Origin of the sequence: Stenotrophomonas sp. AS012628, assembly GCF_010608305.1 — a bacterium.
Taxonomy (GTDB): Bacteria; Pseudomonadota; Gammaproteobacteria; order Xanthomonadales; family Xanthomonadaceae; genus Stenotrophomonas; species Stenotrophomonas geniculata.
In genome coordinates this window covers 37,574-64,288 of record NZ_VMBJ01000024.1, presented here as the reverse complement: position 1 = coordinate 64,288, position 26,715 = coordinate 37,574, and the positions used below count along the sequence as shown (strand labels likewise).

Below are 26,715 nucleotides of genomic sequence, written 5' to 3'. Positions count from 1 at the left end.
CGAGCCCCCAGGGACGGGTTTACGGCGTGTCCTGCCAACCCACACCGTCCCGCCATCCCACGGAATGCACGCTGTTGCCGTTGCTGTTGCCCCGGCTTGTAGCGGGTGCAGGGCGCAGCCCTGCAAAGAACCCTACCCCCGCGGTCGGCTGCGCGAGGGCACCAGTGCGAACGTATCCACCGCCAGCTTCTCGGCGTGGTTCAACCACGCGCGGATCTCCAGATCGTCCACTTCGTGATCCAGCCCGAACGACACGTTGATCTTGCCGTCAGCATCGGGCTGCACCCACTGCTGGGCCAGCACCACCTTGCGCTGCGACGACACCGCTTCGATCCAGAAACCACGATCCGGGCGCGTACTCGCCACCAGCTGCAGCATGTACTGGCCGGCGCGGGTACGGCGGCCCTTCTGGGTGATCATGTGTGCCTGGCGCACGCTCGGGCGTGGGCCCTGGAAGGCGTCCAGCGGCGCATCCACGGCAATGCCGCCACGCAGGTCGTTGTCGCGGTACAGCTTGATGCCGTTGTCGCGGTTGACCAGCAGGGCGCACCAGTCACCGTCGGCCGAGCCGTCCTCGAACGCGGTGCAACGGTCGACATAGGCCAGGGTGTTGTCCGGGTTGGCATCATCGAACTGGCGTGAGGTGTTTTCCAGATACACGGACTTCAAACCCCAGTCCTTGTCGTACTCGAGCAGCACCGGTGGCTGCACGTGCTGCAAGCCGACCACCACCTGGTCGTCGCCGTCGATCTTCAGCTCGCGGGTCGGTTCACCCAGCCACAGTGAACGGGCGAAGGCCAGATACTGCGGGTAGTCGCGGCCACCGTCGCGGCGTGCGGCGACGCTGGCGCTCGGCGCGCGCTGGGTATCGATCAGCGAACGGCCAAAGCCCATCGTCTTCAGGTTCGAGTCCAGCAGGCTGAGCAGGGTCGCGCCCGAATCCAGGGTGGTGCCGGCGTCGGCGCTGAGCTGCTGCGGGGCAATGCCATCGCCCAGGAACAGCAGCAGGTTCTCGCGTTTCTGCCGGGTCAGAATGTGGGTCAGATCGTTGGGCATCGCCAGGTGATCGGAGGCGATCACGATCAACGTGTCCTTGCCGTACGGGCTGGCCTGGATGCGCTGCACCAGCTGCGAGATCAGCCGGTCACTGCACTTGAGCGCGTTGAGCATGTTGATGTTGCCGTACTGGCTCTGGTAGCGCTCGCCCTTGCACGACACCGGCAGATGGCCGGCTGGGTGATGGGTATCCATGGTCAGCGTGGTCAGCATGAACGGCGAGCCGGCGCGCGAGAGCTGCTCGAAGCGCTGGTAGGCGGTGTCCAGCAGCACGTCGTCGTGCACGCCCCAGGCCGAGTAGTGGATGCGGCCGATCTTCTTCTGCTGCTTGAACCAGGCCAGGTCATGCACTTCATCGAAACCGTGGCTGGCCAGGAACTGGCCCTTGCCGGCGAACTGACCGTTGGCACCGCCCAGATAGTGGTTGGTGTAGCCCTGCTGCTTCAGGTAGTCGCCCAGGCATACCGCCTTGGGCAGGAAGCTGCCCATGCGGTCCATGCTGTTCTCATCGCCCTGCGAGGTGGTCAACGGCACGCCGCACATCGACGACACCAGGCCGGCGATGGTCCAGCCGCTGCCTTCGGCCGAGGCCAGCCCGCGCACGTCCAGCGACTTTGTGGCCAGCCGGTTGAGATTGGGCATCAGGCCCGGGAACACGTTCTCATCCAGGTAGGTGCGCTCCAGGCTTTCGCCGTAGATCCAGACGATGTTGCGCGGGCGCTGCAGCGGCTGCGTCGGCACCTGGTACTCGGGGGCGATGCGCGCGAAGTCGACCGGGCGCAGCTGCTGGTAGAGGCGCTGGCCGTCGCGGGCCAGTGGGCTGATCATGATCGTGGCCACCCACACGGCCGCGAAACCGGCGAACAACGCGCCACCGTGGCCGGGCCGGCGCCAGCGCTTCACCCGCGTGGCGAACAGCGGCAGCAGCGAGACCAGCGCCAGCACGATGAAGCCGGCGATGTAGCCCTTGAAGTCGGAGACACCGGCGCCTTCCATGTCGGCGCCGAGGTGGTACAGGGTTGCAGCGTTGAGTCCATCACCGGACAGCTTGTCGATCAGCCACCATGCGCTGAGCATGAGCAGCAGCAGCGAGAATGCGCTGGCCTTCCACCACACCCACTTGTCGGACGCGAGGAACAGCCAGCACAGCAGCAACAACGACAACAACAGTATCCAGAGCATAGGCAGCTTCGGCAGTGACGGGATGTTGATGGACGTCGTACCGACGCGTGTCCATCCGACCGGCGCTGTCGCAAGCACATGCACATGACAGGCCGATGACCCGATAGTGCATGCACGAACCTGACTGAAATGTTTGTTGGAATGACGCGCGCGAAATCGCGCTCAGAAGGTAAAACGAGCGTGAAAGGCTACGTTGGATTGCATTAAAAACCGCATGAATACGGCGTTTTCGTTGATGTGCTAGCGATGCCCGCGTTCTTCGCGTGCCCGTGCGCGACGGTCGAACAGCAATGCACTGGTCACGATGCCAAGGCCGAGCACCACGCCGATGAACAACAGAATCAGCGCAATCAGCGGGTAGCCGAACAGATGCCAGCCGGTGTCGATCTTCATCATCATCGCGGCGGCCATGATCAACGCGGCGCTGATGATGCCGGCCGCGACGCGGTTGGCGATCTTCTGCAGGTTCTCCATCAACCGCGATTCTTCCAGGCCGGTCACCTTCATCTGCAGGCGGTTTTCGGCCAGCAGGGCCATGATGTCCGACAGCTTGCGCGGCCCATCGCGCAGCAGCTGCTGCAGCTCCATCGCCTCGCTGGCGAGGTTGGCGGCAGACAGCGATTTCTTCAGGCGTGCGCGCATCACGTGCTGCAGCTGGCGCTCGACGATGCGACGTGTTTCCAGCTCTGGTGCCAGCAGCCGGCACACGGTTTCCAGGTTGAGCAGTGCCTTGCCCAGCAGGCTCAGTTCCGGCGGCGTGCGCAGCCCGCAGGCGGTGGCGATGCGCACCATGTCCAGCACCACGCGGCCTTCGGAGAACGTGCCGCTGGCGGCGTAACGCGCGATCAACTGGCCGGTCTCGCGCAGATAACGTTCCTCGTCGAACGCCTCCAGCCGCGTGCTGATGTTGATCAGGTCGTCGGCCACTTCCTCGCCACGGCCATCGACCGCTGCGAACAGGATCTTCAGCAGGCGCTCGCGCAGGCGCGGCGGCATGTGCGCGACCATGCCCAGGTCGAAGATCGCCAGCCGGCCATCGGGCATCACCCGCAGGTTTCCCGGATGCGGATCGGCGTGGATCTCGCCATGCACGAAGATCTGGTCCAGGTAGCCGCGGATCAGCGCGGCGGCCAGTGGATCCATCGATTGCTCGGTGCGGCGCACATCGGGAATCGCATCCACGCGCACGCCGGTGGCCAGTTCCATGGTCAGCACGCGCTGGCTGCTGTAGTCCCACAGCGGCTGCGGTATCCACAGGCGGCGGAACGGCTTCAGGTGCCGGCCGAAACGGGCCAGGTTCTCGGCCTCGGCGTGGTAGTCCAGCTCCTGCATCAGGGTCTTGGCGAACTCGTTGAGCCAGTCGCGCAGGCGCACGCGGCGGCCGACCTGGGTCAGGTGGTCGGCGGCCAGCGCGAAGCTGCGCAGCGCCTCCAGGTCCGAACGCAGCTGCGCGGCGACTTCAGGCTTCTGCACCTTCACTGCTACCTGGCGGCCATCGTGCAGCACCGCGCGGTGCACCTGCGCGATCGACGCGCAGCCCAGTGGCTCGGGATCGAACGCAGCGAACAGCTTGTTCACCGGGGCGCCCAGCTCCTGCTCGACGATGGCATGGATGCGCTCGACCGGAATCTCGGCCACCTTCTCCTGCATGCGCTCCAGCGCCGTGGCGAACTCCACCGGCACCATGTCCGGGCGGGTAGAGAGCATCTGGCCCAGCTTGACGAAGGTGGGCCCCAAGGCTTCCAGGTCACTGACGAACTGTTCCGGGTTGCCATCTGCCGGTACGTCGGCCGGATTGCCCGCGGCATCCAGGTTCATGCCGGAAAATACGCCTGAATGGCGGTAGCGCATCAACAGGCGCAGGATCTGGCTGCGCCGGTTCATGCCTTTGACCAGCGGGGGATTGCCATTGGCGGTGGGCGGATTGCTCAAGCGGAACTCCCATGCGGCAAAGACGGTCGTGCCGGCCGCTGGCCAGCAATGTCCGGATTCCGCAGTGTCGCCGGGGGGCGGTAGGCACGCGGTGAATCCGACCGCTTCCGCAGCCGCCCCGGTATCGGTCAGAATCCGCTCATTCCCTCTCTGGACTTCCCATGGCCGGTGCCAGCCTGTTCGCCCTGCTCGACGATATCGCCACCCTCCTCGACGATGTCTCGGTCCTGACCAAGGTCGCGGCGAAGAAAACCGCCGGTGTGCTGGGCGACGACCTGGCGCTGAACGCGCAGCAGGTGACCGGGGTCAACGCCAACCGCGAGCTGCCGGTGGTGTGGGCGGTGGCCAAGGGCTCGCTGGTCAACAAGGTGATCCTGGTACCGGCAGCACTGGCGATCAGCGCCCTGGAGGCCTGGCTGCACAGCCGCGGCTGGAACGTGCCGCTGATCGTGCCGCTGATGATGATCGGTGGTGCCTTCCTCTGTTTCGAAGGCGTGGAGAAGCTGGCGCACCGCTTCCTGCACTCAGCCGAGGACGACGCCGAGCATCAGGCCGAACGGCGCAAGGCGCTGGCCGATACGCAGGTGGACATGGTGGCGTGGGAGAAGGACAAGGTGAAGGGCGCGATCCGCACCGACTTCATCCTCTCGGCCGAGATCATCGTGCTGACCCTGGGCGTGGTGGCCACTGCGCCGTTCACCAACCAGGTGGTCACGCTGGCCGTGGTTGCATTGGCGATGACGGTGTTCGTCTATGGGCTGGTCGCGGGCATCGTGAAGCTTGATGACGTCGGCCTGTACCTGTCGCGCAAGGGCGGCGCCATTGCCGCTTTCGGTCGCGGTCTGGTGGCGTCGGCGCCGTGGCTGATGAAGTTCCTGTCGGTGGCTGGCACCATCGCCATGTTCCTGGTCGGCGGCGGCATCCTGGTGCACAACGTGCCGGCGCTGCACCACGCGGTGCAGGCGCTGGGCGGTGAAGGGCAGTGGGGCTGGCTGATCAGTGCTGCGGCCAACATGGTGGTCGGCATCATCGCCGGCGCCATCGTGCTGGCGGCGGTGACCGGGTTCCAGAAGCTGCGCGGGAAATGATCTGTAGAGCCGAGCCCACGCTCGGCTGCTCTACGGCGCTGCGCGCCGCCGCCCGAGCATGGGCTCGGGCGCTACAGCGTCTGCACGCTGGATCATCAGCCCGCCTGCACCCGGTTCTTGCCTTGCCGCTTGGCCGCATACAGCGCGTCATCGGCGCGGCGCAGTAGGGTCTCGGTATCGTCACCGGGCTGCCATTGCGCCAGCCCGGCGCTGAAATGCACCGGCACGCGCCGGTCCTGCACGGTCAGCACGCGGTGCGCCAGTGAACGTTGCAGGCGCTGCACGGTGGCCATGCTGTCGGCGCCCTGGGTTTCCGGCAGTACCAGAACGAACTCGTCGCCGCCCAACCGTGCGATGCCGTCGGTGGCGCGCAGCAGCAGCTTGCACACGGCCACCAGGTGCTGCAGCAAAGCATCGCCACCCGCGTGACCGTGCGCCTCGTTGGTCAGGTGGAAATCATCCAGATCGATCACCGCCACGCCCAGCGGCGAGTTGTTGCGCATGGCACGCGCCAGCTCACGCTGCAGCAGTTCGTCCAGGCCGCGGCGGTTCAGTGCCTGGGTCAGCGGATCGATACGCGCCAGGTCACCAGCAGCACGCAGTTCCTGCTCCAGCTCGGCAATGCGCTGCTCTGCGCGTTCCACTTCCTGCCGCGCGCTGGCCAGGTGATCGCGGGCCTGCGCAGCCTGCTGCTGCACCTTGCCGGTATCGCGCATCACCTCCTGCAGCAGCTGGTTGAGGTCGGCGATGCTGCGCGCCTCACGCAGCTGCAGCGCGTAGCTGCCGATGCGGTCATGGTACTCACCGGTGCTGGTGGCCATGCCATCCATGCGCTCGATGAACTCGCCCATCAATCCGCGCATCGCCGCTTTTGAATCGTCGATGCCCTGGCGCAGCAGTCCCTGCTTGTAGATCACTTCGCGCAGTTCGGCGCGGGTGCGCTCGACTGCTTCGGCTTCCAGCGGACCATCCAGCAGCTGGCGCACCGCCGCGATCTGGCCCTGCAGCCAGCTGCGGTCATCCAGCAGCTCGCTCACGTTCTCCAGCAACAGGGCGAACAGCTCCAGCAGCAGCGCCTGTTGCTCCTGCCAGCTCTCGGCGCGCACGCCGACCTGGTGGCCGAGTTCGCGCACGCCCTGTTCGATCGGCTCCAGTGCGGTACCCGGTTGCCACTGGCGGAGGCGCGTGGCCAGGGCCTGCGCTTGCTCGCGCAGGTCCGGGTCGTGCTGCAGCAGGGCCACCACCGCACCGCCCAGCAGCAACCGCAGCTGCTCGGACAAGCGCAGGCTTTCCGGCTGCCCGTCCGGCGAATGCTGCTCGATGGTGCGGATGTACTTGTCGATCAGCTGCCGCATCGCGCGGCCGTAGCGCGGCCAATCGGCGCTGGCCTGCGCCGACTGCAGGCGGTCGCCCATGTCGCCCAGCTCGCCCGGCAGGGTGGCCATGCCGTTGGCGAACGCCGCCAGCAGCGGTTCCGGCGCGTCGGCGCCTGCGAACAGCTGCTGCAGGGCCACGCCACCGCCGCCCTGCAGCACCACGCGGTCACCCAGCCCATCGTCCACCACCGCGCGCACGCGTGCCGGCGGCCCAAGGGCGGTGCCGGGGGCAGGGCGGTGGTCGGGCTGGTCCGTCATGGAGCGAATCCTGGGGGGCTGGCAGGGACTGGTTCCAGCATATCGGCGCGGCCGCCGACGGCTTGAACGGCTAGGATGGGCGACAGGATGCCGCAGTGGAGGTGGTGATGCGCGTGATGTTGCTGGGGGCGACCGGCCTGGTCGGCGGGCTGACCCTGCCCAGGCTGCTGGACGACCCGCGCTGCAGCGCCGTGGTGGCGCCCACCCGCCGCCCGTTGGGCGTAACCCACGGGAAGCTGGAGAACCCGGTGCTGGCCTTCGACGCGTTGCCCACCTCGCCCGAATGGGCGCGCGTAGACGCGGTCATCTGCGCGCTGGGCAGCACCATTGCCCAGGCCGGCAGCCGCGAGGCCTTCCATCGCATCGACCACGACTATCCGCTGGCGTTCGCACGGCTCGCACAGGCACAGGGGGCCAGTACCTATGTGCTGAATTCCGCGGCCGGCGCCAACCCGCAGTCGTCGATCTTCTACAGCCGGGTGAAGGGCGAGCTGGAGCGTGACCTGCGCGCGCTGGGCTTCAACTCGTTGACCCTGGTCCGCCCAGGGCTGATCGGTGGCGAGCGCAACGAGGTGCGTCGCGGCGAGCGTTTCGCACTGACGGTACTCGGCGCGTTGGGGCCGGTACTGCCGCGGGCGTGGCGGATCAACCCGGCCAGCGAGATCGCCAAGGCACTGGTCGAGGCCGCGCTGGCCCCGCAACCGGGCGAGCACGTGGTGGCGTCGCGCGCGCTGGTCGGCTGATGTCGCGAGCGCTGCGCCTGACCCAGCTGCTGCAGCTGCTGCGTCGTCATCGACGGCCGGTCGCGGGGCAGGTGCTGGCCGATGCGCTGGGTATCAGCCTGCGCACGCTGTACCGCGATATCGAGACCCTGCGCGAGCAGGGCGCCGACCTGCGTGGCGAGGCCGGCGTCGGCTACCAGCTGGCGCCGAGCGATACCCTGCCGCCGATGACCCTGCCACCGGCCGAGATCGATGCGCTGGTGCTGGGCCTGCGCTGGGTCGCGGCCCGCACCGAGCCTGCGCTGGCCGAGGCCGCACGTGATGCCCTGGCGCGTATCGCGCATGTGCTGCCAGCCGCGCGCCGGGAAGCCTTGCGTGATAGCGGCCTGCGCGTGGGCCCTTCGCGCGCTGGGAGCAAGGTTCCCCCCGCGCGCCTGCAGGCCGTGCGTGAAGCTGTGGGTTCGCAGCAGCGATTGAAGTTCGGCTACGAGGACGCGCAGGGCCAGCGTACCGAGCGCACCGTCTGGCCGTTCGCGCTGGGCTACTTCGATGAGGTGCCGATGCTGGCGGCGTGGTGTGAGAGCCGCGAGGATTTCCGTCATTTCCGGCTGGACCGCATCCGCCAGGTGCGTGTGCTGGAGGACCGCTACCGCGTGCCGCGCGCCACGCTGCTGCGGCGCTGGCAGAAGGCACAGGGCATCGCACCGGACTGGCTGGATCGTTCGTAGCCACAATGAGGAATGGCGCTGTGCATCAACGTGGTGGGCTTACACAGCTGGTTGGCTATGTGCCGGGGAGGTCGGGGTGGTACAGGTAATCGTCGACTCTATGGCCTGGGTTACGAGGCCCGACGCATCTTCCAAGAATGTCCTGACTCTCGAAACTTGGGGTTCACCAGGTTTACTGGGTGTACAACCCCAGGTGAAGGTGATGGGAGATGGAATGTTCTTGTCGACTTTGGCGCGCCCCCCGATGCAGATCCATCCGGCGGGACACGTCACGACCTCGAGGTTGATGTATACCGGAAACCTCGGATACCCACTGAAGTTCATCGTGGCAGTAACGCTGGCGCCTGTTCCAGACACGTTTGGAACGCTGTCCAGCTGAAATGGCTTCGTCAGGGTAGCGACGCCCAGGGTGGACATTCTCTCTATGGGCATGAAGAAAAGGTCATTCTCCCAAGGAGAGCCATCGTTTCCCCTGCCATGAACAAGGCCGTAGGCGGAGTTGCCGGCATAGACGGGACCACCACTATCGCCGCCTTTGTTCATCACGGTTCCATCAAGGCTGACGACTTGGACGTAGGTGCCGGCTTCCCCCTTCCAGTTGGCTGCGAACTCTGCGTCTTTGATGGATCCGCATGTGCGACCGGTCGTTACGCCGAACTTGCAGACCGTTGTGCCTGGTGTCATGTCGGCAAGTGATGCCTCATCGGTTATCGCCAGCTTTTCCCCATCGACAATGATTTCGTTCGACTGGGAGAAGATGACGCCGCCACGCTGCTGTGCACCCCACTGAACGTCGTAAGATCCTTTGTTGCGTTCACTCTTGAACAGAATGCGAGCGGTTGGGTTGCGTTGATAATTGTCGTTGTCACAGTGACCGGCAGTGGCCAAGCCTAGTTCGCGAGTTGCAGTTTCGACCACGTTGAAGCCTGCTGTGCAGAGTTGCTGCTGGTAGCCCTCCAGTCGCCGCCCGCCCGCCACAGTGTTTGTTGGCTCTATGAAACCTGTGGTCTCTTTTACGCGGATGAAGTCGACGACGGAGAGGAGATTGGAAAGTCTGGCGCGTACGGCATCGGGATCGCGTACATATACCTCGACGATGGAATTCTTTATGTCTACCGTGGCCGCAAATTCGATGCCCGCCTTGACGAGCTGCTCGGACACTTCCGCCTGGGTGGCGCGGAGAAGCTCGAGAGAGCGTGGCGAATTTTCCGCGACGTAGAGGCGATCTTTGGTATAGGCAGATAGCTGGCCCGAGGCATCGCCAGTGAACTTCACGACGATCCTGAATTCAGGGGAGTGCTCGATGTAAAGGCCGGCGAACGTCTCAGGCTTCTCCCTCTGAAGCCGTGCGCTGAGTTTACCGGCGGCCCGTTCCGCATCCATTCGTTGCGCGGCTTCGAACGTGCCTATGTGCATGGTTTCCGCGTAGTGCTGTATTGCCACATCCTTGGGGGCGTCGTCCGCAAAGGCGGGAGAAGCGGTGATGATGGCTGCCAATAACGGGAGATATCTGCGTATTGTGGTCATGAACTTTCCTTTTCATGTGCATTATGTGAAGTTGCGTTCCGTCTGCATTTGACTCTAAATCACTTCTGTCTGTTGCAACTGGTAACTGCGTCTCCCTTTGATTGGTCCGGGGGGCTTCAAAAGAGCGAAGGTTCATCGCCGACGACAGCTCCCATCATGACTTGGCTTTGCGATATGTCGCGAGATCACAGTGGGTCGCCTGTTTTTCCATCCGATGGCGGAAATGCCCGCAATACGCGAGATGTTCGAACGACGATCGACTCTACCCGGTCGACTTCATCTGCTTGATCTACTGACAGAATCTGTCAGCAGACGTGTTCCACCATGATCGCTCCCCACAACGGAGCTTCCCCATGTTCACGCCCAGCACCCTGCTGCAGTACGTGCGCGACGTCGCCACCAGCGCCACCTTCTACAGCGGCATCCTCGGCAAGCCGCCGGTCGAGCAGTCGCCCGGCTTTGCGCTGTTCCTGCTCGGTGATGGCGCCGCGCTCGGCCTGTGGCAGCGCGATGACGTGCAGCCGCCGGTGTCCGCGCAGGCCGGCGCCGCGGAACTGGCTATGTTGGTTGCCGACCCCGAGACGGTGCAGCAGACACATGATGCGTGGCGCGCGCTCGGCGTGGAGATCCTGCAGGCGCCGGTGACGCTGGAGTTCGGCCACACCTTCGTCGGAGCGGATCCTGACGGGCACCGCCTGCGTGTCTACAGCCGCGCCGAGGGTATGGTCGCTCGCGATTGATCGCGGGCATTTTGTGGATCCACGCCATGCGTGGATGCGGGCACAAAAAAACGCCGGGCAGTGCCCGGCGTTTTTCCAGTTCATGTGCCAATCAAGGTTGGCACCCACCGATCAGCTGGATCAGCTGGCCAGCGCCAGGTCGTCCATCATCGCGCGCAGGAAGCGGGCGGCTTCACCACCCGTAGCCGCGCGGTGGTCGAAGGTGACCGACAACGGGATCACCTTGTGCGCTTCCACGCCGCCCATCACCGGGGTCATCTGGTGGCGGGCACGGCCGGCACCGACGATGGCCACGCACGGCGGCACCACGACCGGGGTCGCGTAGCGGCCGGCGAACATGCCGAAGTTGGACAGCGAGATGGTGTAGCCGCTCAGTTCCGAGGCGGCGATCGAACGCGATTCCACCTGCTCGCGCAGGCGGTTGACGCCTTCGCGGATGCCACGTGCATCCAGCATATCGGCATTGCGCAGGGCCGGCACGAACAGGCCGTCGTCGGTGTCCACGGCGATGCCGATGTCCACCTGCGCATGCAGGGTGCGGGTCAGTGATTCGCCGTCGAACCAGGCGTTCATCGCCGGCACCTTCTGCGCGGCGACCACGATCGAACGCACCAGGCGCGCGGTGACGTCGTTGCCCGGCAGCCAGGCATGGATGTCGGCGTCGTCGTTCAGCGTGGTCGGCACGACCTTGCTGTGCGCGTCGGCCATCACGCGGGCCATGTTGCGGCGCACGCCCTTCAGCGGTTCCGGCTGGCCCTTGGCGACCACGCCCGGCGGCTGGGTGCGCATCGGCTTGCCGGCGGCAGACAGCGGGGTGCGGGCTTCGCTCTGCACCGGGGCAGACACCTGCGCCGGGGCCGGCGCGGCATACGCGGCGGCAGCGACCGGCGCCGGAGCAGCGCCCAGCTTGGCGCTGCCGTTGGCGGCGGCCTGCTTGACGTCGGCCATGGTCACGGCGCCATCGGTGCCGGTGGCCGGCACGCGGCTCAGGTCCACGCCCAGCTTGCGCGCCATCGCACGCACGGCCGGCACGGCCTTGACGCCACCGACGGCCAGCGCCTGCTCCGCGTGCACGGCATTGGAGCTCTGCATCGCGCCGACCACGGTACCGGCGTCATCACGCTCGGCCGCGGCGGGCTTGGCTTCTTCCACGGCGACCGGTGCGGCAGCGGCCGGCAGCGGCGGCGGCGTCGGTGCAGCGGCAGGTGCGGCGTGACCATGGCTGTGGCCGGTGTCCTGGCCATCGGCACGCTGCGGCAGGTTCGGGTCCAGTTCGAAGCTGGCCAGCACCGAGCCGGTCGGGATGATGTCGCCGGCGCCGCCGGACAGCTTCAGCACCTTGCCGGAGAACGGCGAGGGCACTTCCACCACGGCCTTGGCGGTCTCCATCGAGACCAGCGGCTCGTCCAGCTTGATCACATCGCCTTCCTTGACGAACCACTCGACGATGGTCGCGTCCGGCAGGCCTTCGCCCAGGTCGGGCAGGTTGAAGTTCTTGGTCTGGCTCATTTGCAGTTCTCTTCCAGCAGTTCCAGTTCGCGGGCCGGCAGCCAGCCCGTCGCGCCATTGGCGCGCTCGGACCACCACCACCCACCGTGTTCGTGATGAAGCTTCACCATCTCGCCGCTTTCCACATCCAGCTCGCGGGCGTCGTAGTCGCACAGGGCTTCGGCGCGACCCTCGTCCAGCAGCTGCAACCAGGCGATGGGCGCCCATCCAGCGCGCCCATCGTTGGTGCGTACCCAGGCAAACGCCGGCCATTCCTCGTCACGGACACCTACTTCGACGATCTGGCCGGTGTGGAACCGGAGCGGGTTGGGATACTGGCTGCGGTAAGCCCCCAGAAGGCGGGCCCGCACGTCAGCCGGCCGCCACCGCGCGCTTGGCTGCAGCCACGATCCGCTCAACGCTCGGCAGGTACTTCATTTCCAGGCGGAACAGCGGAATGTGGGTGTCGTAGCCAGTGACGCGTTCGACCGGCGCCAGCAGGTCGTAGATCGATTCCTCGGCAAGGCGCGCGGCGATCTCGGCGCCGAAGCCCGCGGTCTTCGGGGCCTCCTGCACGATCACGCAGCGGCCGGTCTTGGCCACCGATTCGGCGATGGTGGCGAAGTCCAGCGGGCGCAGCGTGGCCACGTCGATGACTTCGGCACTGATGCCTTCGCCGGCCAGCTTGTCAGCCGCTTCCAGTGCTTCCTTCACCTGCGCGCCCCAGGTCACCAGGGTCACGTCGGTGCCATCGCGCAGCACGAAGCAGACGTCCAGCGGCAAGGCTTCGCCGTCGTTGACGACCACTTCCTTGTACTGGCGGTAGATGCGCTTGGGCTCCATGTAGATCACCGGATCCGGTTCGCGGATCGCGGCCAGCAGCAGGCCGTACGCACGCTGCGGCGACGACGGCAGCACCACGCGCAGGCCCGGCACGTTGGTGAAGATCGCCTCGTTGGCTTCGCTGTGGTGTTCCGGCGCGCGGATGCCACCGCCCCACGGCACGCGCAGCACCATCGGGCAGTGCAGGCGGCCACGGGTACGGTAACGCAGGCGTGCGGCGTGGCAGACGATATGGTCGACCATCGGGTACATGAAGCCATCGAACTGGGCTTCTGCTACCGGCTTCATACCCTGCGCGGCCAGGCCGATGGTCAGGCCGGCGATGGTGGTTTCATCCAGCGGGGTGTCGAGGATGCGTTCGGAACCGAAGCGCTGCTGCAGACCGGCAGTGGCGCGGAACACGCCGCCGTTGACGCCCACGTCTTCGCCCAGCACCAGCACCGACGGGTCGTGTTCCAGCTCCCAGGCCAGCGCCTGGGTGATGGCTTCGATGAGGGTGATCGGCGTGGTGGTCATGCTCTCTTCTCCGCGCGCGACAGCAGCGCTGTCGGCGGCGTTGGTGTGCGCGCCGGGCGCGCCGTTCTTGATCTCATCCATGGCGCTTCTCCAGGGCGATCGCCTGGGCACGCTGGGCCAGCAGGTCCGGCGGCGGATCGGCATACAGGAAGTCGAACATCGCCTCGACCGGCTGCACCGGCGTGTTGAGGTACAGGTTCACTTCCTCGTCCACGCGCGTGCCGCACTCGGCAACCCAGGCGTTTTCCTCTTCGTCGCTCCACACACCGGCGTTGATCAGGTACTTGCGCAGGCGCAGCATCGGCTCGCGCTGCCAGGCATCCTTCACCTCGGCGTCGTCGCGGTAGCGGCGCGCGTCATCGGCGGTGGTGTGGTCGGACAGGCGGTAGGTCATCAGTTCCAGCACGGTGCCACCGTCGCCGGCCAGCGCACGTTCGCGCGCCTGCTCCATTGCCGCCAGCACCGCGATCAGGTCGTTGCCGTCCACCTGCAGGCAATGCAGGCCGCCGGCCAGGCCCTTCTGCGCCAGCGTTTCGGCACCGGTCTGGGCCGAACGCGGAACCGAGATGGCCCAACCGTTGTTGACGATGCACAGGATCAGCGGCAGCTTGTAGGCGCCGGCCGAATTCAGTGCCGCGTAGAAGTCGGTCTTGGAGCTGCCGCCGTCGCCGCACACGGCCACCGCGATCTGCGGTTCCTTGTTGAGCTTGAACTTCAGCGCAGCGCCTGCGGCGTGCAGGCACTGGGTGGAGATCGGCACGCAGAACGGGAAGTCCTTGGCCGCATTGCCGCCGTAGTCGTTGCCGCGCTCGTCGCCGCCCCAGTACATCAGCACGTCGTGCGGGCGCACGCCACGCATGAACATCGCGCCATACTCGCGGTACGAAGGTGCGAACACGTCGTCCTTCTGCATCGCAGCACCGATGCCCACGTGCGCAGCCTCGTGGCCCAGGCAGGCGGCATAGGTGCCGAGCTTGCCGGTGCGCTGCAGCGCGATGGATTTGCTGTCGAACGTACGTACGAACAGCATCTGCTTGAACAGCGGTACCAGGACCTTGGGGTCGCGCAGCGACGCGGGCAGGTCGTCGCGGACGAGCGTGCCGTCCGTATCCAGGTACTGCAGGTATTCGATCTTGAATTCAGCGGCAACCGTCATTGCGTACTGCACCTTCGACAGAGAAGTTACAAATGATATGAATCGCCATGTTAAGGAACGCGTACGGAATAGCCTTCCTGCGCCGCAACACGGCGATTCCCCGTTTTACCCCTGCCGGCGGGTGGGGGGCCAATAACAACAACGTATTCAGTCGTTGCTGCAAAGCATCAGAATACGCCTCTGGCTGACCGCCAGTACAACGGCCTGGACGGTTCCACGCGCAGGCCCGGGATCGGCCGATGCTCCACGGCCAACCGCACGCCCGGGTATGGGCCCGGCGGCTGCCAGCGCGGCGGCAACGCGCTACCCTTGCCGCCCCCGATCTGGTCCCGCCCATGTCCGTCGACAACAACCAACGCGATCTCGAAGCCGGCATCCACACCGACCTGCAGGGGCGCCTGACCTACGGCGGCTACCTGCGGCTGGACCAGCTGCTCAGCGCGCAGCAGCCGCTGTCCAACCCGCCGCACCATGACGAGATGCTCTTCATCATCCAGCACCAGACCTCGGAGCTGTGGCTGAAGCTGCTGGGCCACGAACTGCGTGCCGCAATCGGCTTCCTGCAGCGCGATGAAGTCTGGCAGTGCCGCAAGGTGCTGGCGCGCAGCAAGCAGGTGCTGCGCCAGCTGACCGAGCAGTGGTCGGTGCTGGAAACGCTGACCCCGTCCGAGTACATGGGCTTCCGCGACGTGCTGGGCCCGTCGTCGGGTTTCCAGTCGCTGCAGTACCGCTACATCGAGTTCCTGCTGGGCAACAAGAACGCGCAGATGCTGCAGGTGTTCGAGCACGATGCGGCCGGACAGGCGCAGCTGCGCACCGTGCTGGAGGCGCCCAGCCTGTACGAGGAGTTCCTGAAGTACCTGGCCCGCTTCGGCCACGCCGTACCGGCCGTGTATGAAAACCACGACTGGACCCAGCCGCATGTGGCCGACGACGCACTGCAGCCGGTCTTCGAACGCATCTACCAGGACACCGACCGCTACTGGCGCGAGTACGCGCTGTGCGAGGACCTGGTGGACCTGGAGACCGCCTTCCAGCTATGGCGATTCCGACACATGCGCACCGTGATGCGGGTGATCGGCTTCAAGCGCGGCACCGGCGGCTCGTCCGGGGTGGGCTTCCTGGCCAAGGCGCTGGAACTGACCTTCTTCCCCGAGCTGTTCCAGGTGCGTACCAGCCTGCAGGCCGGGCCCCCGTCAGCGCAGGGCTGATCCGTATTCAGCTTGGATCCCGGCCACTGGCTGGATCGTTTCAGATGCAAGTTCAGCGAGCAGGCTGGCACCTGCCTCAAACGGCGTGTATTTGACGTGAACGCCAGAAGTCGGTGATCCTCGCGCGTTGCTCCAACTGCACAGCGGACGTGCTCGTCATCCACCGAACCAGGAAACCCGCATGAGCGTAAACGCCACTGCGAACACCCCAGAGCCGGCGCTGCCGGACTTCAAGACCACGCTGGGCCACCCGCGCCCGTTGTGGATGCTGTTCATGACCGAGTTCTGGGAGCGCTTTGCGTTCTATGGCATCCGCTGGGCCTTGGTGCTGTACATCGTTGCCCAGTTCTACAACGGCAGCGCTGCCGGTGAAGGCGACGCCAGCCGCATCTACGGCGCCTACCTGGCCCTGGTGTATGCCGCAGCCATCTTCGGTGGCTACGTGGCTGACCGGGTACTGGGCTATCAGCGATCGATCCTGACCGGCGCGATCATCATGGCCGCCGGCCTGTTCATGATCTCGCTGCCGCAGGAGCACATCTTCAAGCTCGGCCTGGCCACGATCATCGTCGGCAATGGCCTGTTCAAGCCGAACATCTCGACCATGGTCGGCAAGCTGTACGGCCTGAAGGACGAGCGCCGCGATTCGGGCTTCACCATCTTCTACATGGGCATCAACATTGGCGCGATGATCGCCCCGGTGCTGACCGAGTACCTGGCCCGCAAGGTCTTCGGTACCGATGCCATGCCGTCCTACAAGGTCGTGTTCATCGCTTCGGGCGTGGGCATGCTGATCTCGCTGGTGTGGTTCTACATCGGTCGCGCCGGCCTGAAGGGCATCGGTGCACCGCCGGCCGGCGCTGAAGGCTTCGGCCGCATCATCATGGTGCTGGCCGGTGCCGTGGTCGCCATCCCGGTCGCGTACTTCCTGCTGGCCACCGGCGCCACCGCGCTGGCCTGGATCCTGGGTGCGATGTTCACCGCGCTGGCCATCCTGCTGCTGGTCGAGGGCATCCGCGAGGGCAAGGTGCAGCGCGACCGCGTGATCGCCATGCTGATCATCTTCGCCTTCAACGTGATGTTCTGGATGTTCTTCGAACAGGCCGGCAGCTCGTTTACCTTCCTGGCCGAGAACATCGTCAACCGCCAGTTCGGTGAATGGACGTTCCCGACCGCGTGGTTCCAGTCGGTCAACTCGGTGGCCATCATCACCCTGGCCCCGATCATCGCCTGGATCTGGGTGGCCATGGGCCGCGCCAATCCGTCCATCCCGCGCAAGTTCGGCCTGGGCCTGCTGTTCAATGGCGCCGCCTTCGCCCTGCTGATGTACGCGCTGTCGCAGATGGTCGTGGACGGCAAGATCCCGTTCTGGACCCTGTTCATGGTCTACGTCATCCAGTCCGTGGGTGAGCTGTGCCTGTCGCCGATCGGCCTGTCGATGGTGACCAAGCTGGCCCCGGTGCGCCTGGTCGGCTTCGGCATGGGTGGCTGGTTCCTGTCCACCGGCATCGGCAACAACCTGTCGGGCATCTTCGCCGGCGTGGTCAGTGGTGAAGGCGGCATGACGGTCGAGTCGGCCCTGAAGGGGTATACCTTCGGGTTCTGGGCCCTGATCGGCTCCGGCGTGGTGCTGTTCCTGATCGCCCCGCTGATCAACAAGCTGATGCACGGCGTCAAGTAACGATGAGAGGGTAGAAGGCATGCGCATGAAGCTCGGTGGAGCAGTGGTGGTGGTCTGTGCGGCGCTGATCGGCGCCTGTTCCCAACCGCAACCGCCTGCCGCCGCCGAGCCTACGCAGCCGCTGGATACCCGACCCACCGAGCCACCGGTCGCTGACCCCAGCGAACCGGTGGCCTCGGGCAACACCCCGGTGGCGGCGGATATTGCCGCCATCGCCGGGCTCGGCGCGCAGTTCGACCCGGCCCGCAACCCCGCCGACGATCTGGCCACCGCCAAGGTGGAAGCCCAGCGCGGCAAGAAGCGCATCCTGCTCGAGGTCGGCAATGCCGCCTGCGATCGCTGCCGGGCGCTGGACGAGCTGGTGGAAGGCAACGGTGATCTGCGCCGCTTCCGCGATGCCCACTACGTGTGGGTAAAGGTCAACGCCAGCGACGAACAACCCAATACCGCTTTCTTCGCCCAGTTCCCGATGATGGAGCGCGACTACCCGTACCTGCTGGTGCTCGACGCCGATGGCGGCCTGCTGGTATCGCAGGCCACCGGCGAGCTGCGCAAGGGCGAAGCCTTCCAGCCCGCGCGCGTGACCGCGTTCCTCAAGCAGTGGGCACCTGACAAACCGGAATAGGGTAGTGCCGGCCGCTGGCCGGCATGCTCTGGTGGATGCCATCTGCTGGCCACCAACCCGGGGGGTGCCGACCGTTGGTCGGCACTGTGGCGCATCCACGCCCCGCGCGGATCTACTGCGCGCGCCGTCACACTCTTCGAATCGGCATCTCAACTTCACCGCACGTACGCCGTTACCGGCAAGGACCTCAGTCGACGCCCCGTCGATGCAACCTACCGGAACGCCCATGCACAGCGACCACGCCGAACGACTGCCCGAACCTGCCAGTACTCTGGCCGAAGGCGAAGCAGGCGAGGGTGTGACCCTGCCGCCGCAGGAGGCGCTGCTGGATGACGCCGGCACCGGCGAGGACAGTGTTGAACTGGTGCCGCCGCGCCATCGCCTGCCGCAGATCGCGCTGCCCGACAACGTGGTGTTGAAGGGTGCGGTGCAGAAACTGGTCGAGCAGAAATCACGGCTCGATGCATTGGCCGCCGACGGCCAGCTGGCCGGGTTGCTGCCGCCGGAATGGCAGGGCCATGGCGTGCGTGCGATCGAACTGTCCACCTTCATCCAGGGCGTGCTGCCGTTCCTGCAGCCGGGCGAGCGTGGCGAGACCGCGCCCGCGCGCCTGCCAGTGCGCCATGTGCTGGGGGACGACAGCCGCTGGGGACTGGACGATGTGCCCGAACCGAAATCGCTGGCCTGGTACCTGGCCAGTGATGAGCGCGCCACTGCGGGCAGCAAGGACGTCGCGGAGGCGTACCTGGTGGGGGCGCTGGGCCTGGCGTGGATGCAGGAAGGACGCAGCCGCCCTGGTTTCCTGCGTGCGATGGGCCAGGACAGTCTGGCGGCGCGAGTGACCATGCTCGGCTATCCGCCGGCCAACGAACTGGCGCTGTACAGCGTCACGGCGCACGGCCAGCCGCAGATCTGGTGCGTGCACGGCCGCCGCCGCATGCGTCCGTTGGTAGCGCCGTGGCTGAGCGTGCCGGTGCTGACCGCCTACGGCGTGCCGGCCCCGGTGGCGTGGCCGTCCAGCTTCCCGCCGGTGGAGGCCGTGGCCGAGCTGCTGGCCACCGCACGGCAGGGGCGCGCGCTGCCGGAAGTAGATCTGGCCAAGGCTGTGGCGAAGATCGCCGAAGATGCCGCATCCGATGCTTGGCAGCCGGTCAGCCTGCTGCAGCTCAACACCTGGTCGCCGCGTTGGCACTTCTTCCTGGGCACCTTCGTCGGCCTGCCGTCGCTGCTGCTGGTGGCTGCCGCGCTGGCGTTGCCGGGGGCAGTCGAAGCGGCCACGGTTTCCGCCTCGCTCGGCTTCGCCGGTGGTGCCATTGCCGCGCTGGCGGTGCCGTGGATCCATGCGCGCCGCAAGCATCTGAGCTGAGGGGTATTCGCGCCAGATTGCTTCGCCTTTAGCAATGGCGTTACATTGGCAAGTAAAGGATAGGGGGGATTATGGAAGACGTGACCTACACGCTTTATAAGGTTGCAAGATGCGGATTCTACGATGACGAAGAGTCTCATCAGTTCGCAACCTTGTTTCAAGTTCTGAGCGATTTTAGGGGTTGGACAGAGGGCTTGGAGTCAATTGGTGAGTCCAGTACTTATACGCCGGTTGAGGATGATGATTTTCTCAGGGCATTTTGTATCGATATCAAACGATTCGGTGCAACTAATCACTGGATGCTCTGCACGTGGAACGAGCTTCCAGCAATCGATGAAGGAGTCCAGGTGGTCGCGATCGACTCCAAGATTGGATCGCCTAGTATCAGTGCAATCGAGGTCGATGGTTTCAGTCTCCCAGGCTATCCCGCATTTTTCTTTATCGACTCAAATAAGGGTCTTGTACTGAATTTGCGGTTTGAACAGAGGCTTAATGGTAGTCGCCAGTTTCAGAGATATATTCAAGAGTTCCTTCGGTCAAGTTCCCGATGGTGCTCTTGGGGTGACGATGACCAGCTGTTGGGCTACGAGTATGATGGCGATGTATATCAAGAGGTTGAGCCATATTTCCGGACGACTCTGAGGCGAGTTGCTGCAAACATCGACGAGATAAAGGCCCGATTTGACGAGATTAGAAAGGTTATTAAGCGTGCGAGTGTTAGCCCGCAGGTGGAGCAAGAGCGGGCATTTGTGGATTCGGCTTTTTCAATAATAGGTCTTCCGGTCAATAATAGGCTTCGAGCCGACATTCCATTTCATATTGAGATGAAGGCGCGATTTACTCCGGAGAAGCTTGAGTCTGTCATAGAAAAGGCGATGGATGTGGCCGACGAAGGTTGGGATGATGTGGGCTTTACGTTTGCCAAGGATTCTCAGAGAATTCACTGGTTGAGCGGAGCTATCGCCAGGAAAAGAGCGTCGATCAATGTTGGTAGAAATGAGCACGGAATGATTGATTTGGACGATCTTTCCGAGTTTCTTCAGGCTAGTGGTGGCGCAATAATTGAGGCGCTTGAGGGTGATTGAGTTTCGTGTTCGCGATATTTTCGTCTCATTGGCTGCCGTCCTTTTCGGCGGTGGGGTGGGCGATTTATCGCGTGAACGAGCGCTTACTGTTTTGAATGCGGAGGCGGCATTCGCAGGCCTCGTGGTGACAGTGTTTGGTATATGGATTGCGATCGTTTTCCCAAGAATGCTTGGCGGATTGGCATCGGGGGCTACCGTGGAGCAAGTGCCCGAGCGCGCAAAGTACAGGTCTATGGTTCGTGCGCTCTACAGGTCTTGCTTCTCGCTTTGTTCTATCGTATTCGTGACCATAGTGTTGTCACTTTATGAGATGGGTAATTCATGGCTATCTAGATTTGTATCTGTATTTTGTTGCCTCTGCTTCTTCTCTGTTGTCGCGTCTCTTTGGGGCGCACTCGCGGAAGGGGAGCGAGCCGTCGTTGTGCAAATTAATAGCAGCCTCGTTGACGGCGTGAAGAAAAGGATCCGCAGACGGAATGGGCGCCCCTAGCCTACGGCTATGTGGACTTCGTATCCCTGACTAGGCCACGTAGTTGCTGTGGCGGAGGCGCACCCTAGCTGGGTCGGGCTTGAGGTGATGAGGTGTTCTCTGGCGGATAATCGTTATCCGCGGGTCGAAATGCCGCAGCCGAAATGTCGTACCACTGATACGACAATGTTCTCATTGGTTAATCCATGCGTGGAATGACGCTACTCCTCGGCAATCACCCGCAGCGCACTGGCGTAGCCCTTGGCGAGACTGGTCAGGTCGAGCAGCCGGTTCAATGACAGTAGCAGGCCCGGTTCACACCGCTTCAGTCGATGATGTTGAAACCACGCATCGGCGACGTTCTGCAACGTGGCCAGCGCCTCGTCGATGCGCTGCAGGTCGGTTTCATGGTCGATGGGTGCGGTGGTGGGGTGATTGGGGCGTGTCATGACGAAGCTCCGTGACCAGGCCGCCGGAAAGGCGGCAGGCGATGCGTGGTTGAAAGACCGTGATCCGAAGGAAGAACGGCGGCCAAGCGGCCCCACGCACCGCCCGCCAAAGCGGTGCAGCGCGAGTCGCCGTCGCCCGCGATGGGCGACGGCGGGTGCGGCGTGGTTTCCTTCGGATCATCGGGCTTTCAACCCCGGCAGCGGTGCTCCGCTGCGTCCCCACCCTCAAGCCAATGAGGCGGCTCGTCCAATAGGCAATGCCACTCGATGCGCGAATTCCGATACAGCCGCTCTGTCGAGCAGAACTTTACCGGCCCGATACCGAAACATCTCGTGGCAAACACGACAGGCTAAGTCGAATCCGGACGAAAGGCCGTTCGTCGGCGGGCAATGAACAACGCGCGTTACACTTTATCGATGGCGTGCACCTGATCCACAATAGAGCCGCCCACGACACCATCCACCCCGCCTCTCCCAGAAGGCCAGCTTCGCTTCGGCAGTTGCTCGTTTGCCTCTACGGAGCCCGGGGCGCAGCCCCGGAAACCCCTCACACCCCTTCGCCCATCCGCTCCAGGCCATCGCCGGCCAGGCGCAGGATCAGCTTCTCCAGCACCTGCTCCTCCTCCTCGCTCAGCACCGACATCAGCTTGCGGGTGATCTCGATCACCATCGGCGCGATGGTCTCGTAGACCTCGAAGCCGGCTGCGGACAACGCCAGCACCGAGCGGCGGCGGTCGTCGCCGTGGGTCTCGCGCTTGATGAAGCCGCGCTCCAGCAGGCGGGCCACCGCGCGGCTGACCGCCACCTTGTCCATCGCCGTGCGGTCGGAGACCTCGCTGGCCGAGGAGCCCGGGTACAACGCCAGGATGGTGATGACCCGCCATTCGGGAATCGCCAGACCGTAACGATCGCCGTATAGCTTGGCGATGTTGCCGCTGACCCGGTTGGACAGCACGCTCAGCCGGTACGGCAGGAACTGTTCCAGGTCGAGCAGGACGTGCGAGGCACGCAGGCGGGTCGAAACGGGATCGGCGGGGCTCATGTTGCGGTGCACCTTGCTGGTGGTTTCAAGTGTAACTATAAGGGGTAGGTCCAGACCCTGCATTCTCGCCGGGTCCCTACCTGCCCGCACCTGGTTTGTACCGATGCGGTACCGATTCGGAGCCACGCCATGAATACCGCAGTCCCGACCGCCTCGCACCCCAACCCCGGCATGCAGGTCACCACCTTCGAGAACCCGATGGGCATCGACGGCTTCGAGTTCGTCGAATTCGCCGCCCCGGCCGGCCGTGGCCAGGAGCTGCACGAGTACTTCCGGAAGATGGGCTTCAGCGCGGTGCTCAAGCACAAGCAGCGTCCGATTACCGTCTATCGCCAGGGCGACGTCAACTTCCTGGTCAATGAAGACCCCGATTCGTTCGCGGCCGACTTCGCTGAAAAGCACGGTCCGTGCGCCTGCGGCTTCGCCATCCGCTTCAAGAAGCCGGGCCAGGAGGTCTACCAGACCGCGCTGGGCAACGGCGCTGAAGCCATCGCCTTCAAGCCGGACAGCAAGGCGGTCAGCGCCCCGGTCATCAAGGGCATCGGCGATTGCATGCTGTACCTGGTCGACCGCTACGGTGCGGCCGGCAGCATCTTCGACGGCGACTACGAGCCGATCGCCGGCGCCGACCTGCGTCCGTTCGGCTTCGGCCTGACCTTCATCGACCACCTGACCCACAACCTGTACTTCGGCAACATGCAGCAGTGGTCGGACTACTACGAGCGCCTGTTCAACTTCCGCGAGATCCGCTACTTCGACATCAAGGGCCTGAAGACCGGCCTGGTGTCCAAGGCGATGACCGCGCCGGACGGCATCGTGCGCATTCCGCTGAACGAATCGTCCGACCCGAAGAGCCAGATCAACGAGTACCTGGACGCGTACAAGGGCGAAGGCATCCAGCACATCGCCTGCTTCACCGAGAACATCTACGAGACCGTCGAAGCGATGCGCGCGCAGGGCGTGGATTTCCTCGACACGCCGGAGACCTACTTCGATGTGATCGACCAGCGCGTGCCGAACCACGGTGAAGACGTGCCGCGCCTGGCGAAGAACAAGATCCTCATCGATGCCGATCCGGAAACCCACCAGCGCAAGCTGCTGCAGATCTTCACCCAGAACTGCATCGGCCCGATCTTCTTCGAGATCATCCAGCGCAAGGGCAACGAAGGCTTCGGCGAAGGCAACTTCACCGCGCTGTTCGAGAGCATCGAACGCGACCAGATCCGCCGCGGCGTGCTGTAAGGTCATCGGTAGCGCCGGGCCAGTCCCGGCGCCTGCCCATCTGTAGAGCCGGGCCATGCTCGGCTGCTTTCCGTTCCGGTCTCGCCGTACCCAGGAGCCCCCATGTCCCCCGCCATCACCGCCCGCGGCTACCAGTCCGGCTTCGGCAACGAATTGGCCACCGAGGCCGTCGCCGGCGCGCTGCCGGTCGGGCAGAACTCGCCGCAGAAGGTGGCCCACGGCCTGTACGCCGAACAGTTGACCGGCACCGCCTTCACCGCGCCGCGCGGCAGCAATCGCCGCAGCTGGCTGTACCGGATCCGCCCGGCGGTGACCCATGGCGAGTTCACTCCATTTGCGCAGTCGCAGTTGCAGTGTGATTTCGGTGCACAGCCGGCCTCGCCGAACCAGCTGCGCTGGAGCCCGCTGCCGCTGCCGGAGCTGCCGACCGACTTCGTCGAGGGCCTGTACACGATGGGCGGCAACGGCTCGCCCGATGCACACGCGGGTGTTGGCATCCACCTCTACGCCGCGAACCGCGACATGGTCGGCCGCTACTTCTACAACGCCGACGGCGAGCTGCTGATCGTGCCGCAGCTGGGCGCGTTGCGCCTGCTGACCGAGCTGGGCGTGATCGAGATCGAGCCGCAGCAGATCGCGGTGATCCCGCGCGGCGTGCGCTTCCGCGTCGAACTGCCCGATGGCCCGAGCCGCGGCTACATCTGCGAGAACTACGGTGCGCTGCTGAAGCTGCCCGACCTGGGACCGATCGGTTCCAACGGCCTGGCCAACCCGCGCGACTTCGAGACCCCGCATGCGGCGTTCGAGGATGTGGATGGCGACTTCGAACTGATCGCCAAGTTCGAAGGCCGCCTGTGGCGTGCGCCGATCGACCATTCGCCGCTGGACGTGGTGGCCTGGCACGGCAATTACGCGCCGTACCGCTACGACCTGCGTCGCTTCAACACCATCGGATCGATCAGCTACGACCACCCGGACCCGTCGATCTTCCTGGTGCTGCATTCGCCCAGCGACACGCCGGGAACCAGCAACATGGACTTCGCGATCTTCCCGCCGCGTTGGCTGGTGGCGCAGAACACGTTCCGCCCGCCGTGGTTCCACCGCAACATCGCCAGCGAATTCATGGGCCTGGTGCATGGCGCCTACGATGCCAAGGCCGAAGGCTTCGTGCCGGGTGGCGCGTCGCTGCACAACTGCATGAGCGGTCACGGCCCGGACGCGCCGACCTTTGACAAGGCGTCCAATGCCGATCTGTCCAAGGCCGATGTGATCAAGGACACGATGGCCTTCATGTTCGAGACCCGTGCGGTGATCCGCCCGACCGCACAGGCGCTGGCCGCCGGCCACCGCCAGGGCGATTACCAGCAGTGCTGGAACGGCCTGCGTAACAACTTCCGGTCGTCCCGCTAGCGTGGTGGGTGCCGACCTTGGTCGGCACAGATCGTGATCGCATCCACGCATGGCGCGGATCTACCAACCGCTGCCTTGGTGGGTGCCGACCGTTGGTCGGCACGGATCCTGATCGCATCCACGCATGGCGTGGATCTAGCGAAAGGCGGTCGAGATGCAGTAGGTCCACGCCATGCGTGGATGCTCTCCGCCGGAAATTGCGCTTACGCCACTTCGGCGAACGCGTCGCAATGCTCCAGCGGCAACGCCTCCAGCAGGCGCTGCCGCACGCGTTGGCAATAGCCCTCTGAGGTCAGCCCGGGCAGCATCTGCATCGCTGACTGCAGCCGCTGCAGCACCTCTTCTTCCGCACGCGCCTGCTGCAGGTCACGGAACAGTGCTGCCGCCTGCGGGTGGCGCTGCATCTCCAATATGCCCAGCACGTAGATGCGCGCGGCCACCAGCGAGCGGCGACGTTCGATCGCGGGTGCAGCAGGTGTGGCTGCCGGCGGCGTGGGCACCGGCGTTGCCGCGGCTGCGGTCGACGGTGCCGGGGTCGTGGCGCCCGTGCCGGTGCTCAGGTACCCCGCCTGTACCAGCTGGATGACCATCGCCGGTGCTTCCTGGCCGAGCAGACCGGTCAGGTCGGCAACGGTGCGCTGGCCGTCGCACAGGATCAGCAGCCGGCGCTGGCGCATGTCCAGCGGCGCGCGGTGGGCCTGCAGCGCGGTTCGGGCGAGATCGGTCTTGCGCGGTTGCATGGAAGGGACGGCCAGGTCGGTGCTCGCCGAGCCTGAACGAGGGCGATGAAACCGCGATGACAATGCAGCGCCTGCACACCGGATGGGCTAGCGTGCAGCCATCTTCGTGCCAGGGAACCGCACCGATGAAGCACCTCCCGATTGCTGGTCTGTTGCTCCTTTCGCTCGCCGCCTGCAGTGGCGGCCCCGACAAGCAGGGGGCGGCCGGCAGCGGCAGCGACACTCCGGCGGAAACCGCCTCGGCGACCGGCCCCGCCCAGTCGACGGATCCTGATCTGGCGGCTCGCCCGGCGAACGACCTCCGCAAGGACAGTCCAGCCCGCCTGGACGGCTTCGCTGGTGCGAAGCTGGGGGCCGGCATCGCCGACGTGCGCGCCGGCTTCGGCACGCCGCTGCAGGGGCTGGGCACCGATGCCGCCGGCAAGCCGCTGCCGGCTGACGATGGCAACGATGGCTGTTACTTCCTGCGCCCGCAGGATGCCGAGGACCCGCGCCTGATGATCGAAGGCCGCAAGCTGGTGCGCTACGACGTGCGCAGCGCCGCCATCACCGCACCAGGCGGCGGCAAGGTCGGCATGACCCTGGGTGAGCTGCAGGTGCTGTATCCGGAGCGGGCCGATGTCGGCCCTGACAAGTACGACGAGAAGGCCCAGCACCTGCGCGTTCGCCCGGCGCAGGAGGGCGGGGCGGTGATCGACTTCGCGCTCGGTGCCGATGGCCGGGTGGGTGCCTGGCGCGTCGGGCAGACCCCGCAGGTCGATTATGCGGAAGGGTGTGGCTGAT

General features: G+C 65.1%; 23 protein-coding genes. 12 read left to right on the top strand and 11 right to left on the bottom strand.

Annotation, left to right across the window (positions count from 1 at the left end):
- Window positions 1-132: 132 nt before the first annotated feature.
- Window positions 133-2,238 (bottom strand): phosphoglycerol transferase I, encoded by a 2,106-nt coding sequence (locus tag G5A07_RS12365; RefSeq protein WP_191863378.1) that lies wholly within the window; start codon window positions 2,236-2,238, stop codon window positions 133-135.
- Window positions 2,239-2,478: 240 nt separating this feature from the next.
- Window positions 2,479-4,170, bottom strand: a complete 1,692-nt coding sequence (locus G5A07_RS12360) for an AarF/UbiB family protein (RefSeq protein ID WP_019338540.1) — start codon at window positions 4,168-4,170, stop codon at window positions 2,479-2,481.
- Window positions 4,171-4,331: 161 nt separating this feature from the next.
- Between G5A07_RS12360 and G5A07_RS12355 the strand changes: the two genes are divergently transcribed.
- Window positions 4,332-5,258: a DUF808 domain-containing protein gene (locus G5A07_RS12355; protein ID WP_043399421.1), complete on the top strand. Its 927-nt coding sequence runs from the start codon at window positions 4,332-4,334 to the stop codon at window positions 5,256-5,258.
- Window positions 5,259-5,353: 95 nt separating this feature from the next.
- Here the strand turns inward: G5A07_RS12355 and G5A07_RS12350 are convergent, their stop codons facing one another.
- Window positions 5,354-6,892 (bottom strand): GGDEF domain-containing protein, encoded by a 1,539-nt coding sequence (locus G5A07_RS12350; RefSeq protein WP_049453972.1) that lies wholly within the window; start codon window positions 6,890-6,892, stop codon window positions 5,354-5,356.
- A gap of 107 nt (window positions 6,893-6,999) precedes the next feature.
- Between G5A07_RS12350 and G5A07_RS12345 the strand changes: the two genes are divergently transcribed.
- Together G5A07_RS12345 and G5A07_RS12340 are read left to right on the top strand one after the other, a co-directional pair.
- Window positions 7,000-7,635 carry an NAD-dependent dehydratase gene (locus G5A07_RS12345; protein ID WP_043399430.1) on the top strand — a complete coding sequence of 212 codons (636 nt, stop codon included), beginning with the start codon at window positions 7,000-7,002 and terminating at the stop codon, window positions 7,633-7,635.
- Window positions 7,635-8,342: a YafY family protein gene (locus tag G5A07_RS12340; RefSeq protein ID WP_191863377.1), complete on the top strand. Its 708-nt coding sequence runs from the start codon at window positions 7,635-7,637 to the stop codon at window positions 8,340-8,342. Before G5A07_RS12345 ends, G5A07_RS12340 begins: the two co-directional genes overlap by 1 nt.
- Window positions 8,343-8,381: 39 nt before the next feature.
- Here G5A07_RS12340 and G5A07_RS12335 read toward each other — a convergent pair whose 3' ends face one another.
- Complete coding sequence (locus G5A07_RS12335) at window positions 8,382-9,869, bottom strand: S1 family peptidase (RefSeq protein WP_191863376.1); 1,488 nt, start codon at window positions 9,867-9,869, stop codon at window positions 8,382-8,384.
- A gap of 353 nt (window positions 9,870-10,222) precedes the next feature.
- Here G5A07_RS12335 and G5A07_RS12330 point away from each other — a divergent pair, with 353 nt between their 5' ends.
- Window positions 10,223-10,609, top strand: coding sequence for a VOC family protein (locus G5A07_RS12330; protein WP_191863375.1), 387 nt, complete (start codon window positions 10,223-10,225; stop codon window positions 10,607-10,609).
- A gap of 120 nt (window positions 10,610-10,729) precedes the next feature.
- Here G5A07_RS12330 and G5A07_RS12325 read toward each other — a convergent pair whose 3' ends face one another.
- The 4 genes from G5A07_RS12325 to pdhA are packed head-to-tail and all read right to left on the bottom strand — an operon-like array spanning window position 10,730 to window position 14,612.
- Window positions 10,730-12,118 (bottom strand): dihydrolipoamide acetyltransferase family protein, encoded by a 1,389-nt coding sequence (locus G5A07_RS12325; protein WP_191863374.1) that lies wholly within the window; start codon window positions 12,116-12,118, stop codon window positions 10,730-10,732.
- Window positions 12,115-12,468: an SH3 domain-containing protein gene (locus G5A07_RS12320; RefSeq protein ID WP_005411349.1), complete on the bottom strand. Its 354-nt coding sequence runs from the start codon at window positions 12,466-12,468 to the stop codon at window positions 12,115-12,117. The genes G5A07_RS12325 and G5A07_RS12320 overlap by 4 nt, the downstream gene beginning before the upstream one ends.
- A gap of 1 nt (window position 12,469) precedes the next feature.
- On the bottom strand, window positions 12,470-13,537 hold the full coding sequence (locus G5A07_RS12315; RefSeq protein ID WP_019338598.1) for an alpha-ketoacid dehydrogenase subunit beta: 1,068 nt from the start codon (window positions 13,535-13,537) through the stop codon (window positions 12,470-12,472).
- Window positions 13,530-14,612, bottom strand: coding sequence for a pyruvate dehydrogenase (acetyl-transferring) E1 component subunit alpha (gene pdhA, locus G5A07_RS12310; protein ID WP_054172659.1), 1,083 nt, complete (start codon window positions 14,610-14,612; stop codon window positions 13,530-13,532). The genes G5A07_RS12315 and pdhA overlap by 8 nt, the downstream gene beginning before the upstream one ends.
- 335 nt (window positions 14,613-14,947) lie before the next feature.
- On the opposite strand from pdhA, the gene G5A07_RS12305 reads away from it, so the two are divergent.
- From G5A07_RS12305 to G5A07_RS12285, 5 genes are all read left to right on the top strand, one after another.
- Window positions 14,948-15,823: a tryptophan 2,3-dioxygenase family protein gene (locus tag G5A07_RS12305; protein ID WP_019338596.1), complete on the top strand. Its 876-nt coding sequence runs from the start codon at window positions 14,948-14,950 to the stop codon at window positions 15,821-15,823.
- Window positions 15,824-16,004: 181 nt separating this feature from the next.
- A complete protein-coding gene (locus tag G5A07_RS12300) occupies window positions 16,005-17,504 on the top strand; it encodes an oligopeptide:H+ symporter (protein WP_043399407.1) in 1,500 nt (499 codons plus the stop codon).
- A 19-nt stretch (window positions 17,505-17,523) separates the two neighbouring features.
- Entirely contained in the window at window positions 17,524-18,129 is a 606-nt protein-coding gene (locus tag G5A07_RS12295) for a thioredoxin family protein (protein WP_049411763.1), read from the top strand.
- Between the two features lie 226 nt (window positions 18,130-18,355).
- Window positions 18,356-19,495 carry a hypothetical protein gene (locus G5A07_RS12290; RefSeq protein WP_191863373.1) on the top strand — a complete coding sequence of 380 codons (1,140 nt, stop codon included), beginning with the start codon at window positions 18,356-18,358 and terminating at the stop codon, window positions 19,493-19,495.
- Between the two features lie 71 nt (window positions 19,496-19,566).
- Window positions 19,567-20,580 (top strand): hypothetical protein, encoded by a 1,014-nt coding sequence (locus tag G5A07_RS12285; RefSeq protein WP_191863372.1) that lies wholly within the window; start codon window positions 19,567-19,569, stop codon window positions 20,578-20,580.
- Between the two features lie 690 nt (window positions 20,581-21,270).
- Here G5A07_RS12285 and G5A07_RS12280 read toward each other — a convergent pair.
- Both G5A07_RS12280 and G5A07_RS12275 read right to left on the bottom strand, forming a co-directional pair.
- On the bottom strand, window positions 21,271-21,498 hold the full coding sequence (locus G5A07_RS12280; RefSeq protein WP_191863371.1) for a hypothetical protein: 228 nt from the start codon (window positions 21,496-21,498) through the stop codon (window positions 21,271-21,273).
- Between the two features lie 547 nt (window positions 21,499-22,045).
- Window positions 22,046-22,540 (bottom strand): MarR family winged helix-turn-helix transcriptional regulator, encoded by a 495-nt coding sequence (locus G5A07_RS12275; RefSeq protein ID WP_049467584.1) that lies wholly within the window; start codon window positions 22,538-22,540, stop codon window positions 22,046-22,048.
- Between the two features lie 129 nt (window positions 22,541-22,669).
- Between G5A07_RS12275 and hppD the strand changes: the two genes are divergently transcribed.
- Together hppD and hmgA are read left to right on the top strand one after the other, a co-directional pair.
- On the top strand, window positions 22,670-23,782 hold the full coding sequence (hppD, locus tag G5A07_RS12270) for a 4-hydroxyphenylpyruvate dioxygenase (RefSeq protein WP_191863370.1): 1,113 nt from the start codon (window positions 22,670-22,672) through the stop codon (window positions 23,780-23,782).
- Between the two features lie 102 nt (window positions 23,783-23,884).
- Window positions 23,885-25,192 carry a homogentisate 1,2-dioxygenase gene (gene hmgA, locus G5A07_RS12265; RefSeq protein ID WP_191863369.1) on the top strand — a complete coding sequence of 436 codons (1,308 nt, stop codon included), beginning with the start codon at window positions 23,885-23,887 and terminating at the stop codon, window positions 25,190-25,192.
- Window positions 25,193-25,395: 203 nt separating this feature from the next.
- Here hmgA and G5A07_RS12260 read toward each other — a convergent pair whose 3' ends face one another.
- Window positions 25,396-25,932: a hypothetical protein gene (locus G5A07_RS12260; protein WP_191863368.1), complete on the bottom strand. Its 537-nt coding sequence runs from the start codon at window positions 25,930-25,932 to the stop codon at window positions 25,396-25,398.
- Window positions 25,933-26,057: 125 nt separating this feature from the next.
- Between G5A07_RS12260 and G5A07_RS12255 the strand changes: the two genes are divergently transcribed.
- The gene (locus G5A07_RS12255; protein WP_019338588.1) at window positions 26,058-26,714 is read left to right on the top strand and encodes a hypothetical protein; all 657 of its coding nucleotides are present in this window, start codon (window positions 26,058-26,060) and stop codon (window positions 26,712-26,714) included.
- Window position 26,715: the final 1 nt, after the last annotated feature.